The organism is Parabacteroides sp. AF17-28, from assembly GCF_003479205.1.
In the GTDB taxonomy this organism is placed as follows: domain Bacteria; phylum Bacteroidota; class Bacteroidia; order Bacteroidales; family Tannerellaceae; genus Parabacteroides; species Parabacteroides acidifaciens.
In genome coordinates, this window is record NZ_QUGV01000003.1 from 78748 (window position 1) to 93538 (window position 14791).

The window sequence follows — 14791 nt, forward strand, 5'->3', positions numbered from 1 at the left end:
ATATGAGAAAAGCATATATATCAATAGCTGCCTTATTGCTATGCGGAAGCATGCTGATGGCGCAGACACCGGCCAACCGTACGGCCAAAACGACCGCTGCCGATGTGTTGGCTCAAATGCCTGCGGCACAGCAAGCGGAGTATAATAAACTGATAAGTGATCTGAGTTCTACCGGCGAAGAAGGTGTCTTGATGCTGGTTAATATGATCAATGCACCGGGCAAAGGCAGCAATGCGAATGTGGATTACGCCTTGAGCGGCCTGACGCATTATGTCATGGCGAAAGGGGAGGAAAGTGCCCGCCTGACAACAGCTAATGCTTATCTGAAAGCATTGGAAATGGTGAATGAGCGCGAAACAAAAGCGTTTATCATCCGTCAACTACAGATTTTAGGACAAGATGAATGTGTGGACGCACTGGCATCCTGTCTGAATGATGAATCGTTAAGCGGACCTGCTGCACGTGCCTTGGCTGCTATCGGTAGTGAAAAGTCCGGACAGGCTTTAGTGGCTGCATTGAAGAGCCGTTCCGGTTCTCCGAAAACGCAGAAAGACGTGATCCGTGCGATTGCAGATGCACAGGTGAAAGAAGCCGAGACGGTCTTGAAAGCTTTGCTGGGTGCTTCCGATCCGAATATGCAGAAGGCTGTACTCTATGCACTGAGCCGTGCCGGAAGCCGCGAATCGCTGGATGCATTGGCGGATGTAGCTGCAAATGCCGGGTACACGATGGAAAAAACCGGTGCGAACGAAGCTTATATAGCCTTGATCAAGCGAGTGATTGCACAGGGAAATTATACGGATGCTCTAAAGGCTGCAAAGAAGTTGCAGAAAGATGCCGCTAAAGCTGGGCAGGAGCAGACACGTGAAGCTGCTTTGCAAGCTATGATTTCGGCAGAGTTGGCAATCGGACAGCAAAAAGAACAAGCAAAAGGGAAAGATGCCGATAAAACTGGAGCTTCCAAAATCGTAGTGGCGGCCATGAAGGACCCGAGCAAGAATTACCGGAATGCCGCATTGGATTATGCTTCTTGTTTTGCGGATAAGGATTTGTATATCGAACTGGTGAAGATGCTGCCGAAGGCTAAACCGGAACTGAAAGTCGATATCCTGAACTGGATCGGACGTGAGGCTAAAAAGCCCGCCAAGCATGATATTATCCGGGATCTGGAAATCCGTTTTGATCTTCCTGCCAGACAAGTGTTGCTGGAACAACTTCGCGATGCCGACTTTAATGTGAAGCAGGCTGCTACTTGGACATTGGTTAAGATTGGCGATAAGGCCTATATCCCTTCGCTGGCCGAATTGCTGAAGAATGACGACAAGCAGATCGTATTGCTGGGCCAGGATGCTTTGGCAGCCTTCCCGGGGGATATCGACGGAGCTGTGGCAAAAGCGGTTTCTTCTGCCGCCAATGCCGGTAAGATTGCCGGGTTGGAGTTGTTAGCTATGCGTAAGGCGACTGCTAATATTAATACAGTATTAGAACAGATACAGTCCGGTTCTCCGGAGGTAAAAGCTGCGGCATATGTGGCGCTGAAAGATGTGGTGGGCGAACGTGATATCACAAATATGTGCGGTATGCTGGAAACGGCTGATGCTTTGGCTGTTCCTCCTATGCAGCGTGCGGTGATTTCAGCCTTATCATCATTGTCACCCGCTGGGCAGGTGGAAACGGTAACACGTCGTATGTTGCAGGCCGGTGATAAAGGATATTTGTATTATTTTGTCTTGGCTTCGACTGGTGAGCAGAGTGCGCTTGACTTAATCATCGAAGGATGTGAAAAGGGGAATGGTGCAGTAAAAGACGCTGCAGTAGGTGCCTTGTTAATATGGAAAGACTTGCGTGCTGCCGACTATCTGTATGAAATTGCCAAATTGGGCGATTCACAAATTAGAACGGCTGCATTGAATCGTTTTGTCGAATTGGTATCTTCTCCGGAACGGACCGGTGAAAACCGCTTGTTGAGCCTGCGTAAGGCAATGGAAATTGCACAGACAGATGCACAGAAGATCGCAATCTTGCGGCAGGTTGAAAAGACCGGCACATTCCTCGGCTTGTTATACGCCGGTGAATTTCTGGATCAGAAGCCTGTACAGCAAGCTGCTGCCAATGCCGTCATGAACATTGCTTTGGGCAACAAGGAGTATATGGGCACCAATGTCCGTGCTTTGTTGAATAAGGTAATGGAAGTGCTCGATAACCCGGACGCTGGCTATCAGAAGGAAGCCATCAAGAAGCATCTGGCTGAAATGCCGCAGGGAGAAGGGTTCGTCTCTCTCTTCAATGGCAAGGACCTGACTGGCTGGAAAGGGCTTGTCGAGAACCCGATCGCCCGTGCGAAGATGAAACCGGCCCAATTGGCGAAAGCACAGGAAAAGGCGGATGAGAACATGCGCAGGGACTGGAAAGTCGAAGATGGTTTGTTGGTATTCGAAGGCTCCGGTTATGATAACTTGTGTACGGAGAAGCAATATGGTGATTTCGAAATGTATGTAGACTGGATGCTTGATCCGGCTGGTCCCGAAGCGGATGCCGGTATTTACCTGCGTGGCACTCCACAGGTTCAGATCTGGGATACTTCCCGTGTGAATGTAGGCGCACAGGTCGGTTCCGGTGGTTTGTATAACAACCAGGTGAACGAAAGCAAGCCGTCGAAAGTGGCGGACAATAAATTAGGCGAATGGAACAGTTTCTATATTAAAATGGTGGGTGACCGCGTAACGGTTGTCCTGAACGGAGAAAAAGTGGTGGACGATGTGATCCTTGAAAACTACTGGGATCGTAAGCTTCCGATCTTCCCCGTTGAACAGATCGAATTGCAGGCTCACGGCAGTAAAGTCTATTACCGTAATATTTACGTAAAGGAATTGGAACGCAAGGAACCGTTCAAACTTTCCGCCGAAGAGGAGAAAGAAGGTTTCAAGATTTTGTTTGACGGAACGAATATGCATGAATGGACAGGCAATACGGTCGACTATACATTGGAAGACGGTACCATCTCCATGATTCCGAGCAAGAGCTACGGTGGCAACTTATATACGAAGAATGAATACGGCAACTTTATTTACCGTTTCGAATTCCAGTTGACTCCGGGTGCCAATAACGGTGTCGGAATCCGTACTCCGATGGAAGGAGATGCCGCTTATGTCGGAATGGAAATCCAGATTCTGGATTGCGAACATCCGATCTACAAAGATATAACTCCTTTGCAGCATCATGGCTCCGTATATGGTATTATCCCGGCTAAAGCGGATCATCATAGCGCCTTCAAACCTGTGGGCGAATGGAATTATGAGGAGATTGTTGCCGATGGCGATAATATCCGTGTGACGGTAAACGGTGTTGTCATCCTGGATGGTAATATCCGTGAGGCGACCAAGAACGGAACACCCGACCATAAGGAGCATCCGGGACTTTTCAATAAGAAGGGACATATCGGCTTCTTAGGACATGGCTCTCCGGTTAAATTCCGTAACATCCGTATTAAAGAACTGAAGTAAGAGTTCTGTATCACATTGTTAAATTGCAGTATAAGCATTTATTTGTTTATACTGCAATTTTTTTTGCGGGCTGTTTGTCTGAAAAGCCTTGAATATTAACATGAATAAATTTGTAGATCTGGTTTATAATGACGAATTTTGTGTCATATTTAACTAATGAAGTGCTCATGGAAACAGACCAGTATCGATTATTATTAGATAATGCCCAGGTTGGTTGGTGGGAAGCTGATTTTGAACGCGGATGTTATATCTGCTCGGACTTTTTGATTAGTCTGTTAGAATTGGATGGTCCACAACTGCCTATTCGTGATTTCCTTGCTTTAATCCGTGAAGATTACCGAGACCGTATTGCCAATGAATTTGCTTTCTTTAAAGAAATAGGTATATATGAACAAATATTTCCGCTTAAGACCTGTTTTGGAGTCAAGTTTGTCCGTACTAAGATCTGTAAGCGTGAAAAAGATGTAAACGGAAAAATAACGGTATTGGGGATTTTGCAGCTGATTCCGTTTAGTGAAGTCGAAGAAAACAAACCGATTGTAAACAGCCAGATCGATGGTATTCTCCGGCATTTGGGAAGTCTTTCGCGCGCCTTGCACTCCTTCATACAGACAAATGATTTGCATAAATCGATTCATCTGGCTTTGACGGAGATTCTGTTTTCGATAGACACGAGAGGGCGTGTTTATATTATGGAATATGACGACGAACAGAGTATTAGTTGCACATATGAGGTTTGTAGCGAAGGGGTTACGCCTGTCCGTCTTTCCCTGCAAAAGATTCCGATTTCCACATTACCCTGGTCCACACGGAAAATACAGAGCTTATATCCGGTTCTGATTAATAATTTAGATGAACTGCCGGCCGAAGCATCGGAGGAAAAGCGTTATCTGGAGAAGCGATGTGTTCGTTCATCGATTTTGATTCCCTTGATAATCAAGGGTGAACCTTGGGGGTATATGGGAGTCGATATTGTAGATAAACACCGATTGTGGAGCTTGGAAGATTATCAATGGCTCTCGTCCCTTTCCAATATAATCAGTATCATCACAAAGATGGCACGAATCAACGAAGCGTTGGATCATAGTGAAAAACTGCTCCGTAATATCTATACAAATATCCCTGTCGGTATCGAATTGTATGATAAAGACGGCTATCTGGTGGATATGAATAATCTGAATGCCGAGATATTCGGTATTCCTGCCAAAGAGGTGGCTTTTGGGGTTAATATTTTTGACAATCCGATGATCCCTGTTGAGATACGGGAAAAGCTGCATTCCCGTGAACCTGTTTCCTTCCGCCAATCTTATTCTTTTAATGAAATCCGGAAAGACGATTATTACCCGACAGAGAAAAGTGGAACGATCGACCTTTTTACAAAGGTCAGCATGCTTTATGATGCGCATGGCAGTCTTATAAATTACCTGTTCATCAATCTTGATAACACCGATAAGGCGGTGGCTTATAGCCGTATCGAAGAGTTCGAGCATTTTTTCAGCTTAGTCAGCCGTTTTGCAAAAGTCGGATATGCGAAGTTCGATTTGCTTTCGCGTGACGGTTATGCCATTAATCAATGGTATCAGAACCTGGGAGAAAAAGAGGGAACGCCTTTGTCGAAGATAATCGGCGTTTATAATCATGTTCATCCGGAAGACCGGAAAGTGATGCTTAATTTCTTTGAGCGTGTAAAACAGGGAAAGGTAAACAGCCTCCGGAAGGAATTGAGAATCAAAAATGGCGATGGATGGAAATGGACCCGTGTGAATGTTATGCGTAATATGCAGTCCGTCGATGCGAATAAGCTGGAAATGATTTGTGTGAACTACGACATCACCGAACTGAAAGAAACACAAAAACAACGCGAAAAGGCAGAGGAACTGGATCGCCTGAAATCAGCTTTTCTTGCTAATATGAGCCATGAGATCCGGACGCCCCTTAACGCCATTGTCGGTTTTTCTACTTTGCTGGTGGATACGGATGATGCGGAAGAAAAGAAACAGTTCGTGGATATCATCCAAAAAAATAACGAACTGTTGCTGCAACTCATTTCTGATGTGTTGGACCTGGCCAAGATCGAATCCGGCACAATCGAATTGAAGGCAACCGATATTGATTTGCAGGAACTGTATAACGAATTGGTTGTGTCGATGAAGATTAAGGTGCCGGTAGGTGTTACGCTTTGCGCGGCTCCGGATCTGCCTCCTTATGTCTACCATTGCGACAAAGTGCGGTTGACACAGGTCTTGTCTAATTTTGTTAATAATGCGATCAAACATACCGATGCGGGAGTGATTACGCTTGATTACCGTTTACGCCAGAATTGCGTGGAATTTTCTGTGACGGATACGGGAGAAGGGATGCCGCTCGAGATACAGCAACACGTGTTTGACCGTTTTTATAAAGGAAACAGCTTTAAGCAGGGCACCGGTCTGGGACTGTCCATCTGCAAAAGTTTCGTAGAGCAGATGGGAGGACATATCGGAGTAAAGTCCGAAGAAGGCAAGGGCTCTTGCTTCTGGTTTACTTTACCCCGCTAAGACAATCTCTTATTCTTTTTCACCATAGGCAAGGTCTCCGGCGTCGCCTAATCCGGGAACGATATAGGAATGGTCGTCCAGCTTGTCGTCGACGGCTGCGACCCATATGGTTGTGATATCGTCCGGCATTTTGCGTTGGATGTATTCGATGGCCTGCTTACTGGCGATGATGGAAGCGACATGGATATGGGCCGGATGTCCCTTTGTACGCAAGGCTTCGTAAGCTAATTCCATCGAACTGCCGGTTGCCAGCATCGGGTCTGTTATGATCAGGGTTTTGTCTGTTAACCGGGGGGAGGCGATATATTCGATGTGGATGTCGAAATTCAAGCGGTCTTTGTATTTGCGGTAGGCGGAAACAAAAGCATTTTCCGCATTGTCCAGATAGCTGAGGAATCCCTGGTGATAGGGGAGTCCGGCACGCAGGATGGTACTGATAACGACTCGGTCGTCCGGTGTGTTCATCGGGGCTATTCCTAAAGGTGACTGAATGCCTTTTAAGCTGTAAGTAAAATCTTTACTGATCTCATAAGCCATAATTTCGCCGATCCGTTCGACGTTCCGGCGGAAACGCATACTGTCTTTCTGTATATTCACATCGCGCAGTTCGGCGACAAACCGGTTTAAAACCGAGTTCGATTCTCCAAGATTAACTATTTTCATTATTAAATTGTTATTTTCCGGTGCCGAATTTAGTTATAATTTGCACAGATCGCAAAAAAGAAGGCAACCTTTTTTAGGCTGCCTTCTTTGATAGTGCAAAAAGTCTTTTTTACTTCTTTTCTCCGGGTTTGTTGATTGCATCCAACAAATATTTTCCCGGTTTAAATTTCACGGTTGTTCTGGCCGGAATCATAACTGGAGTACCAGTTTTTGGGTTACGGGCCAGACGGCTGGTCTGCGGACGCGGTATCAATGTACCGAAACCAATTAATACAATCTCTTCGTCGTGAGACATCGCTTCTGTAACAATCTCAATGTAAGCGTCCAACATTTTTTTTGCTTTCTGCTTCTGTAATCCCGATCTCTGGGCCAGGGCCTCGATCAATTCTGCTTTGTTCATGAATGTTTCTATTTAATTATGATTTTCAAGGCAAATGTACGCTTTTTGTCTATATGTTGTGTTGCTTTTTGCATATAAAGAAAACGTCGTTCATTTCTTATTTAACAACGCTTGCGTGCGTTTGTTACGTTTTGCGAAACAAAAAATGTTAATGGTCTCTCGGTTTCGATATTTGAAAGGCTTTTTAGTGGATGTACTGATGAATTTGATATTTATAGTTATTTTTGTCATGAAAAATAATACAGAACGTAAAATGAGAATAGAAGAGAATTATTCGTTGGAAAAACATAATACTTTCCATCTCCCGGTAAAGACCCGCTGGTTCATGGAATATGCAAGTGAAGAAGAGTTGGGACGTATCCTCCGGGATGAATATTTCCAGGAATGCCTGTCGCTTCATATCGGTGGCGGGAGCAATTTGCTGTTCATAAACGATTTCAACGGGATTATCCTGCATTCGCAGATAAAAGGCATTTCCGTGGCGGAGGAGACAGACGATTCCGTCCTGCTTCGTATCGGTGCCGCCGAAAAATGGGATGACGTGGTGGCTTATGCCGTATCCAGAGGTTGGGGCGGCATTGAAAACCTCTCGCTTATTCCCGGAGAAGCCGGTGCTGCCGCTATCCAGAACATCGGGGCATACGGGGCGGAGATCAAAGATGTGATCGAGGCGGTGGAGGCTTATAACCAGCTTTCGTTCGAAAAGCGTACGTTTACAAACGAAGAATGTCTCTATGGTTACCGAAGCAGTTACTTTAAAAATGAGCATAATGATCCGTATATTGTTACATATATATATATACGTCTCAGCAAAAAGCCTCAATTCTCTGTCGGTTATGGCAATTTGAAGGAAGAACTGGCAAAATACCCGGAGGTGACATTGCAGGCAGTGCGCGACGCCGTGATCTCGATCCGCCGTCAGAAATTGCCCGATCCGGATGAGTTGGGAAATGCAGGCAGTTTCTTCATGAATCCAGTCGTCCCGGCTGCGCAGTATGAGAAGCTGAAAGAACAGTATCCGGAGATGCCGTCTTATCCGGCAGGCGAGGGGAAGGTGAAAGTCCCGGCCGGCTGGCTGATCGAGCAATGCGGCTTCAAAGGCAAATCGCACGGCCCGGTCGGAGTCTATGAGAAGCAGGCGTTGATATTGGTTAATTTAGGAGATGCAAGAGGGCATGAAATCGCACTGGTCGCCGAAAGCATCCGTACGGCAGTCAATGACCGGTTCGGTATCGAGATCATGCCAGAAGTTAAATATGTCGGTTAAATGGAAATTACGTTTTTAGGGACGGGGACTTCTACGGGTGTCCCCGAGATTGGTTGCCAGTGCGAGGTGTGTACAAGCACGGATAAGCGCGACTGGCGTTTGCGTACGTCGGTATTGGTTGAAACCGACGGGAAACGGATTCTGCTGGACTGTGGTCCGGACTTCCGTTGGCAGGTGATTAAGAACCGGACCTATCAGCTGGATGCGGTCCTGATTTCGCACGAACATTATGACCATGTCGGCGGACTGGACGATCTTCGTCCTTTTTGCCGGGAAAAAGGGGTCGATATCTTTGCCGAAGACTATGTGGCGGAAGCGATCGAAACGCGTATGCCTTATGCCTTTCGTGCCCACCGCTATCCCGGCGTTCCGAACCTGGAGCTGCACCGGATAACAGACCAGCCCTTTATGGCAGCCGGCTTGCCGGTTACGCCTATCCGGGTGATGCACGGCAAACTGCCTATCTTCGGCTATCGTATCGGCAATATGGCTTATATCACGGACGTAAAATATCTGCCGGAAGATGAATATGCCAAATTGGAAGGTTTGGACCTGCTGATCCTGACCGCTCTTCGGAAAGGCGCTCACCCGACGCATGAATCCCTGGAAGAAGCACTCGCCAATATCGAGCGCATCCGTCCGAAAGAATCCTATCTGATCCACATGAGCCACCGCATCGGCCTCCATGCCGAGGTCGAGAAGGAACTGCCGCCGCATGTCCATTTGGCTTATGATGGGTTGCATGTGACTGTATGAAAAAAAGTTTCACGCTGCTTGTATAGTTGAAACTAAAGTTTCAGAAGTTTTGTGATGTTGAAACTAAAGTTTCGCCGTCATGAAACTTTAGTTTCATCGAGACGGAACAAAAGTTTCTTCGGGAGAAACTTTTTCTCTTACTTCTGCTGCGTTTGGTTTCAGTCAGCAATCCTTCCGGCAATTCTCCTGTATCCCTCCTCGTTCGGGTGCAACCCGTCGCCGATAAACAAGCTTTCGTTTATTTTGCCATCTTGTTGCAGCAGGGCTGTTCCCGGGTTGGCAAATTCGAAACCTTCCGTTTCCACCATTTCTTTGATATCGATGTTGATGTTTTTCACCCATTGCTCCTGATTGCGGCGGGGAAGGATTCCGATGACTTTGATGGAGGCGTTCGGCTGACGTTGGCGGATGGCGGAGAGCAGGAAGCGGAGGCCTTCGACGACCTCATTGTCGCTGTTCAGTCCGCAGTTGTTCGTGCCGATCATCAGGACTACTTTGCCGGCGTCATAGTCATCCAATTCGCCGTGGTACACGCGCCAAAGCACATTCTCTATCCGGTCCCAGCCATAGCCCAGGTTTTGGAAGCCGGCGGGGCGCATCACCTTCTCCCATGTCTCCCGTCCGTTCTTGTTCCGGTGTTCCGGTTCGCCTCCCCAATAATGGGTGATCGAGTTGCCTATGATGACGGCTTTGGGCGGATGGTTGCGTACCTGCTCCAGGATAGCGCGGTGGCGGGCGTGCCATTCGTACATATGCGGTTCGCGGCGTTGGGTGACGGGGATGGTCGTTGCGAAAGAACCGAGAGGGATATGCAGGATTTCGCGTATCTTCTTTTCTACAACCGTAGCCTGCTGCTGTGCGCCCAAGTCGGACGGATGCACGCTGTCTACCCAGCCGTCGGCAGGGATGTTCAGCTCTTCGCGGGTGAGATAGAAGACGCCCGGAATCCCTTCGGTCTGTATCTGCTCGTAGGCTTTACGGGAAGCCCGGTTCACTTTCATAAGCCGTTTGTATTCGGTGGAGTCAGTCTGCATATTGCTGTATCCGGCATGTTCGATCAGCAGGATGGGAGCCGAATGCTTCTCCCGGATCTGCTTGACGGCGGCGATAGCAAGGGCTGTCACCTCTTCTTCCTCCTGGTTGGGCAGATTGGGCATACAGTCCAGAATGTACAGACGCGCGTCCATCTCATTGATAAATTGCAACACCTCTTTTGCCAGCCTGCCGTTGCCGGAGAATCCCAGGTTTATCAACGGGTAGTCGAGTGAGCGTTGCAGGATCGTGCTCCACGCCATCGCCGGACGGGAGGCGCAAGCTCCCTGCGCAATGGAAGTCCCGTAGAGGACAATCGGCTTTTCGGGAGAAAGCGGGATAAATTCCAGATGGCTGTCTTCGGGCGTACCGATCTCCAGCCATTTCACCCCGTTGTACAGCGGGAGATAGAGCCGGTATTCAAACCCTTGTTTATGATAGCGGTCTTTACCTATATTATTATATGTATAGGTAATCGTATCTTGAAACGAATAGCCGCCGAAACAGAAGTGCCATTTTCCGTCGCTGTCGATGCTGTAGAGGTCGACGCCGGAAACGCCGGTCGAGGGCATATGTGGCATGTTCAGGCTGCCTGTTACGGTATAGCGGACTTTAATCTGTGGCGCATCGCTGTAGAAATGGATGGCAAGTCCGGCCGAATGGCGCGACAGGTTCCAGACCGGTTCGCTCACCACACCATTGGCACGTTCCGGCAAGCGGGTGTAAGTGTTTCCGATTTCCTTTGTGAATCCCTGGTTTTGGATAACCGGAAAACCGGCTTCCATCGGATTATGCCATTTCCATTGGGCGGCAGCCGGAAGGAAAAGAAGGCTGCAAAACAGTAAACAAATAAGCTTTTTCATACAAATAGTCCCTTTTATAGCTGTATTATGATACAATATCAACAAAGATAAGACAATTTTGCAAAAGCTTTTCCTGTTTATTCCCGTATATTTGCCGTCAGTTAATTAAATTTGAAAACCATGAAACTAAAAGCTCTTATTATGCTCTTCCTGATGGGGAGCGTATCGTTGATGGCTCAGAAAAGCTATCAGTTGCAATCGCCGGACAAAAAACTGCAAGTAGTCGTTACTGTGGGTGATGATATCCGTTTTTCCCTGACACATGACGGGACAGAGGTTCTGGCGGCTTCGCCAATTTCCATGACACTGCAGGATGGCTCCGTCTTGGGTGTCAATTCGAAAGTATCGAAGGTCTTGAAGGCGGCAGTGGATAAAACCATTCCTTCTCCTTTCTATAAAAAGACGGAAATAGAGGATACGTATAACGAGATGACATTCGCGTTCCGCGGTAATTACGGTCTTGTTTTCCGTCTGTATAATGATGGAATGGCTTATCGCTTTACCACAAAGATGAAAAATGATATCATCGTGGTGAACGAAGAAGCCGGCTATAATTTCTCTTCCGACCATAAGACGTTCGCTCCTTATGTGAACAGCCAAAAGGCGACTTTTGAGGAACAGTTCATGAACTCTTTCGAGCAGCCTTATGTACACGAGCCGATCACGAAACTGGATAGCAAACGGCTGATGATTCTTCCGCTTCTGGTCGAACTGGACGGCGGTAAGAAACTCTGCATCACGGAAGCCGACCTGGAAGATTATCCGGGTATGTTCCTGAATAACTCGACCGATAAACCGGCCTTGAAGCCTGTTTTTGCCCCTTATCCTAAGGTGAAGAAACAGGGCGGCCATAACAACCTCCAGATGTTGGTCGAAGAACGTGAAGGCTACATCGCCAAGACGAAGGGGACGCGTGCTTTCCCGTGGCGTGTGTTTGTCGTGTCGGAAGATGATAAGCAATTGGCCGATTGCGATATGGTCTATCGTTTGGCTTCTCCCTGCCGCGTGCAGGATTTCTCCTGGATCAAGCCGGGTAAGGTTGCCTGGGATTGGTGGAATGACTGGAATATTTACGGGGTGGATTTCCGCGCAGGCATCAATAACGAGACTTATAAATATTATATCGATTTTGCCTCCGAACATGGCATCGAATATGTAATCCTGGATGAAGGCTGGTCTGTCAACCTGGCTGCCGACTTGATGCAGGTGATTCCGGAAATCAATATTCCGGAGCTGGTCAACTATGGCAAATCCAAGAATGTCGGCATTATCCTTTGGGCCGGTTATCATGCTTTCGACCGCGATATGGAGAAAGTTGTGAAACATTATTCGGATATGGGTGTGAAAGGTTTCAAGGTCGACTTTATGGACCGTGACGACCAGGAGATCATCGACTTCCTTTACCGGGGCGCTGAAACCTGTGCCCGATATAAGATGATGGTGGATTATCATGGCATATGCAAACCGACAGGCCTGCAACGCACGTATCCGAACGTAATCAATTATGAAGGCGTGCATGGTCTGGAAAATATGAAATGGGCGGCTAATACATATGATATGCCGTTGTACGACGTGACGATCCCGTTTGTCCGTATGGTGGCCGGCCCGATGGATTATACGCAGGGTGCCATGCGCAATGCGATTCGTAAAAACTACGCCCCGATCAATACCGAGCCGATGAGCCAGGGTACACGTTGCCATCAATTGGCCACTTATGTGATCTTTGAATCTCCGCTGAACATGCTGTGCGATAATCCTTCCAACTACAGACGCGAGGCCGAATGTACGGAATTTATCGCCGATATCCCGACCGTATGGGACAAGACGGTTGCATTGGACGGTAAGATAGGAGAGTATGTTGCCATTGCCCGCCATCATGGCGATAACTGGTATGTCGGTGCATTGACAAACTGGGATGCCCGCGAAGTGGAGCTCGACCTCTCTTTCCTGGGCGACGGCAACTATAAGATGGAATTGTTCCGCGACGGTATCAATGCCGATCGTGCCGCCCGTGACTATAAGAAGGAAATCATCCCGGTTCCTGCCGACCGCAAAGTGAAAGTCAAGATGGCCCCGGGTGGCGGCTGGGCTGCGAAGATTTACAGATAGGAATTGTTGCATAATTGTGTAACTTTTCATATATTTGCCGTATGAAACGCAAGATTACCACCTACGGAGGATACTTTGAAAGGTTTTTAGCGACCCTCTCAAGTAAAGAGGTGATCAAGTTGAACTATATCATCTCGTTACTTGAAACAGAAGAACGAATGCCGGTCAAGTTCATAAAATTCATCCGTGACGGTCTGTATGAGCTTCGTATGGAATATAACGGCAATATTTACCGTGTCTTCTTTATTTTCGATGATGGCCAGATTGTGGTTCTATTTAATGGGTTTCAGAAGAAAACACAGAAAACACCATCAGGTGAAGTAGAGAAGGCACTAAAAATAAAGGAGGCATATTATGGAGACAAACAATCACAAAATAGTTGATTATAGCGCAGTTCTGAATGTACAATACGGCGCACCGGGCACACCGGAAAGAGCAAAGTTTGATGAGGAGGCTTACGCTTTCTATACAAGTCAAATATTACTTGATGCACGTAAGAATGCCCGTTTAACACAAGAAGAACTCGCTAAGAGGATCGGGGCCAACAAATCCTATATCTCCCGGATTGAAAAAGGACTTACTGTTCCGAGTGTAGCCACCTTTTACAGGATCGTTAATGCTTTGGGGTTGACAGTTGAGTTAACTCCAGCCATATAGGATAGAGTGTACCGCAAGGTGAAAGTCAAGATGGCTCGGGTGGCGGTTGGGCTGCGAAGATTTACAGATAGGAGTAATAAAAAAGCTTGTAGTCTAATGATTACAAGCTTTTTTTGAGGTTCCTGGCGGATTCGAACCGCCGTACACGGTTTTGCAGACCGCTGACTAAGCCACTCATCCAAGGAACCAAAATAAAACGGTAAAGTTACCAAGAGGTTCCTGGCGGATTCGAACCGCCGTGGACGGTTTTGCAGACCGCTGACTAAGCCACTCATCCAAGGAACCAATATGTTTTCAAAAGAACCATTCCGGTTTTGCGAGTGCAAAGAAATAGAATATATTTGGAATATGCAAATCTTTTCTTCCCTTTTTGTTTTCCTGGAGGCTTGGAGAACTAAGGAAAAAGAAGTTACTTTGCCTTCTGTTAGCATAAACAATAAGATAATGACATATATTGAAACAGAAATCCCCGGCGTGTGGATCATTGAACCGAAAGTGTTTAAGGATGCGCGTGGCTATTTTATGGAAGCCTGGAAAAAGGCGGAGTTTGAAGAACATATCGGTAAAGTGGAATTTGTGCAGGATAACGAATCCTGTTCCTCGAAAGGCGTATTGAGAGGCTTGCATTACCAGCTGGCGCCCTATTCACAGGCCAAGCTGGTGCGTGTGATTAAAGGATGCGTGCTGGATGTGGCTGTCGATTTGCGTAAAGGTTCTCCTACGTTCGGGAAATATGTGGCTGTCGAATTGTCCGGCGAAAACAAACGCCAGTTCTTTGTCCCGCAGGGGTTCGCCCATGGTTTCCATGTGTTGAGCGAGGAAGCGGTCTTCACTTATAAAGTCGATAATCCTTATATGCCGACGCATGAACGCGGTTTGCGTTTTGACGATCCTGCGGTTGCGGTGGAATGGAGGATTACGGACCCTTCCATCCTTAATTTATCGGATAAGGACCGGAATGCTCCTTTATTGGGGGAAGCGGAGATTAATTTTGAATTATGAAT

The 14791-nt window shown here is 47.2% G+C and carries 11 protein-coding genes and 2 tRNA genes; 8 read left to right on the top strand and 5 right to left on the bottom strand.

The window, feature by feature from the left end:
- The first annotated feature begins 2 nt into the window (after positions 1-2).
- Both DWW90_RS02795 and DWW90_RS02800 read left to right on the top strand, forming a co-directional pair.
- Entirely contained in the window at positions 3-3503 is a 3501-nt protein-coding gene (locus DWW90_RS02795) for a DUF1080 domain-containing protein (RefSeq protein WP_122343914.1), read from the top strand.
- 140 nt (positions 3504-3643) lie between these two features.
- Positions 3644-6040 carry an ATP-binding protein gene (locus tag DWW90_RS02800; RefSeq protein ID WP_233547636.1) on the top strand — a complete coding sequence of 799 codons (2397 nt, stop codon included), beginning with the start codon at positions 3644-3646 and terminating at the stop codon, positions 6038-6040.
- A gap of 9 nt (positions 6041-6049) precedes the next feature.
- Here DWW90_RS02800 and upp read toward each other — a convergent pair whose 3' ends face one another.
- The gene (gene upp, locus DWW90_RS02805) at positions 6050-6703 is read right to left on the bottom strand and encodes a uracil phosphoribosyltransferase (RefSeq protein ID WP_115499144.1); all 654 of its coding nucleotides are present in this window, start codon (positions 6701-6703) and stop codon (positions 6050-6052) included.
- 109 nt (positions 6704-6812) lie between these two features.
- Positions 6813-7103, bottom strand: a complete 291-nt coding sequence (locus DWW90_RS02810) for an HU family DNA-binding protein (RefSeq protein WP_115499143.1) — start codon at positions 7101-7103, stop codon at positions 6813-6815.
- A gap of 229 nt (positions 7104-7332) precedes the next feature.
- On the opposite strand from DWW90_RS02810, the gene murB reads away from it, so the two are divergent.
- The gene (gene murB, locus DWW90_RS02815) at positions 7333-8370 is read left to right on the top strand and encodes a UDP-N-acetylmuramate dehydrogenase (protein ID WP_255418835.1); all 1038 of its coding nucleotides are present in this window, start codon (positions 7333-7335) and stop codon (positions 8368-8370) included.
- On the top strand, positions 8371-9126 hold the full coding sequence (locus DWW90_RS02820; RefSeq protein ID WP_122343916.1) for an MBL fold metallo-hydrolase: 756 nt from the start codon (positions 8371-8373) through the stop codon (positions 9124-9126).
- Positions 9127-9284: 158 nt separating this feature from the next.
- Here DWW90_RS02820 and DWW90_RS02825 read toward each other — a convergent pair whose 3' ends face one another.
- Positions 9285-11021 carry an SGNH/GDSL hydrolase family protein gene (locus DWW90_RS02825; protein ID WP_122343917.1) on the bottom strand — a complete coding sequence of 579 codons (1737 nt, stop codon included), beginning with the start codon at positions 11019-11021 and terminating at the stop codon, positions 9285-9287.
- 120 nt (positions 11022-11141) lie between these two features.
- Between DWW90_RS02825 and DWW90_RS02830 the strand changes: the two genes are divergently transcribed.
- Genes DWW90_RS02830 through DWW90_RS02840 form a run of 3 tightly spaced genes read left to right on the top strand, consistent with a single transcriptional unit; the run spans position 11142 to position 13787 of the window.
- Entirely contained in the window at positions 11142-13130 is a 1989-nt protein-coding gene (locus DWW90_RS02830) for a glycoside hydrolase family 97 protein (protein WP_122343918.1), read from the top strand.
- Positions 13131-13171: 41 nt separating this feature from the next.
- Entirely contained in the window at positions 13172-13513 is a 342-nt protein-coding gene (locus DWW90_RS02835) for a type II toxin-antitoxin system RelE/ParE family toxin (protein WP_122332427.1), read from the top strand.
- Complete coding sequence (locus DWW90_RS02840; RefSeq protein ID WP_122332426.1) at positions 13485-13787, top strand: helix-turn-helix domain-containing protein; 303 nt, start codon at positions 13485-13487, stop codon at positions 13785-13787. The genes DWW90_RS02835 and DWW90_RS02840 overlap by 29 nt, the downstream gene beginning before the upstream one ends.
- Before the next feature lie 116 nt (positions 13788-13903).
- Here the strand turns inward: DWW90_RS02840 and DWW90_RS02845 are convergent.
- Both DWW90_RS02845 and DWW90_RS02850 read right to left on the bottom strand, forming a co-directional pair.
- A tRNA-Cys gene (locus DWW90_RS02845) sits at positions 13904-13975 on the bottom strand.
- Between the two features lie 25 nt (positions 13976-14000).
- Positions 14001-14072 (bottom strand) — tRNA-Cys (locus DWW90_RS02850).
- Between the two features lie 159 nt (positions 14073-14231).
- Between DWW90_RS02850 and rfbC the strand changes: the two genes are divergently transcribed.
- Positions 14232-14789: a dTDP-4-dehydrorhamnose 3,5-epimerase gene (gene rfbC / locus DWW90_RS02855; protein WP_122332459.1), complete on the top strand. Its 558-nt coding sequence runs from the start codon at positions 14232-14234 to the stop codon at positions 14787-14789.
- Positions 14790-14791 lie beyond the last annotated feature (2 nt).

Bases quoted from the DNA above. Each gene is read 5' to 3' on its own strand.
- DWW90_RS02840 (WP_122332426.1), top strand. From the start codon at position 13,485: ATGGAGACAAACAATCACAAAATAGTTGATTATAGCGCAGTTCTGAAT.
- DWW90_RS02820 (WP_122343916.1), top strand. From the start codon at position 8,371: ATGGAAATTACGTTTTTAGGGACGGGGACTTCTACGGGTGTCCCCGAG.
- murB (WP_255418835.1), top strand. From the start codon at position 7,333: ATGAAAAATAATACAGAACGTAAAATGAGAATAGAAGAGAATTATTCG.
- DWW90_RS02825 (WP_122343917.1), bottom strand. From the start codon at position 11,021: ATGAAAAAGCTTATTTGTTTACTGTTTTGCAGCCTTCTTTTCCTTCCG.
- DWW90_RS02810 (WP_115499143.1), bottom strand. From the start codon at position 7,103: ATGAACAAAGCAGAATTGATCGAGGCCCTGGCCCAGAGATCGGGATTA.
- DWW90_RS02830 (WP_122343918.1), top strand. From the start codon at position 11,142: ATGAAACTAAAAGCTCTTATTATGCTCTTCCTGATGGGGAGCGTATCG.
- upp (WP_115499144.1), bottom strand. From the start codon at position 6,703: ATGAAAATAGTTAATCTTGGAGAATCGAACTCGGTTTTAAACCGGTTT.
- DWW90_RS02835 (WP_122332427.1), top strand. From the start codon at position 13,172: ATGAAACGCAAGATTACCACCTACGGAGGATACTTTGAAAGGTTTTTA.
- DWW90_RS02795 (WP_122343914.1), top strand. From the start codon at position 3: ATGAGAAAAGCATATATATCAATAGCTGCCTTATTGCTATGCGGAAGC.
- rfbC (WP_122332459.1), top strand. From the start codon at position 14,232: ATGACATATATTGAAACAGAAATCCCCGGCGTGTGGATCATTGAACCG.